A 1,004-nucleotide genomic window follows, 5' to 3' on the forward strand; every position below is an offset into this window, starting at 1 on the left:
CGTGCCAGCGGTCGAGCCGGGCGGCATTGGCCGGCAGGGTCAGCCGCCGGGCATACCGGACCAGCGGCGACGGCGGCTTCCCGGCCCCGCTGCCCGGGGCGACGCCGTGGAGCAGGTTCTCCCGGATCTGGCGCCGGGCACGGCCGGGGCCGGCGAGGATGCTCCACAGCAGCAGCGGTCCCGACAGGGCCACGGCGGCTGCGGCGAGGATGATCAGCGGCGGCATCTGCTACCTCCTGGTTCGGGTTCGGTGCGGTTCAGAACTTGAAACTGACGATCTTGCGCAGCCACACCCCTCCGATGGTGAGCATGACCACGCCGGCGGCGATCATCCCGTACCCGGCCACGCTCTGGCCGAACTGCCCGATGTAGGAGGGGCTGGTCAGGGACAGGATGGCCACGATGGCAAAGGGCAGGGCCATGAGCACGTAGGCGGACATTTTGCCCTCGGCGCTGAGCGACTTGACCTGCCGCCGGACCTGGTTGCGCTCCCGGATGGTCAGGCCCACCCGGTCCAGGACCTCGGCCAGATCGCCGCCGACCTCGCGGTGGATCCCGATGGCCTGGGCGACCCACCCGAAGTCCTCGCTCTTCATCCGCTGCGCCGTCTGGGCGAGGGCCTCGTTGAGGTCGCGGCCGAGCCTGGTTTCGTTGATGATCCGGGCGAACTCCTCGGCGGTGGGGGACTCCGCCTCCTGCGAGACGGCATCGAGGGCCCGCAGCAGGCTGTGCCCGGCGCGCAGCCCGCCGGCCAGCAGCTGCAGCGTGTCGTCCAGCTGGTTGGCAAAGGCGCGTTGCCGCCGGGCGGCCAGGACCCGCAGCAGCAGCTTCGTGCCCAGCGGTACGGCCGCCGCCAGCAGTACCGCGACGACCGGGCCGGCCGCCAGCAGGCCGAGCGTCCCCGCCAGCGCCGTGGCGGAGCCGGCCAGGATCAGGAAATCCGCGGGCGGTGTCTTCAACCCGGCGTGATCCAGGACCTGGGCGACCGCCCGGGTCCAGCCGCG

At 72.3% G+C, this 1,004-nt stretch carries 1 protein-coding gene and 1 pseudogene; both read right to left on the minus strand.

What is annotated here, in order from left to right; all coding sequences use genetic code 11:
- A pseudogene (locus ACFQ36_RS22935) lies at positions 1 to 226 on the minus strand (type II secretion system F family protein); the annotation flags it as partial.
- Positions 227 to 257: 31 nt separating this feature from the next.
- Positions 258 to 1,004 (minus strand): type II secretion system F family protein (locus ACFQ36_RS22940; protein WP_377017900.1); only part of this gene is annotated, 747 nt, incomplete at its 5' end.

The sequence above is a fragment of the Arthrobacter sp. GCM10027362 genome, assembly GCF_042679445.1.
Lineage (GTDB): Bacteria > Actinomycetota > Actinomycetes > Actinomycetales > Micrococcaceae > Crystallibacter.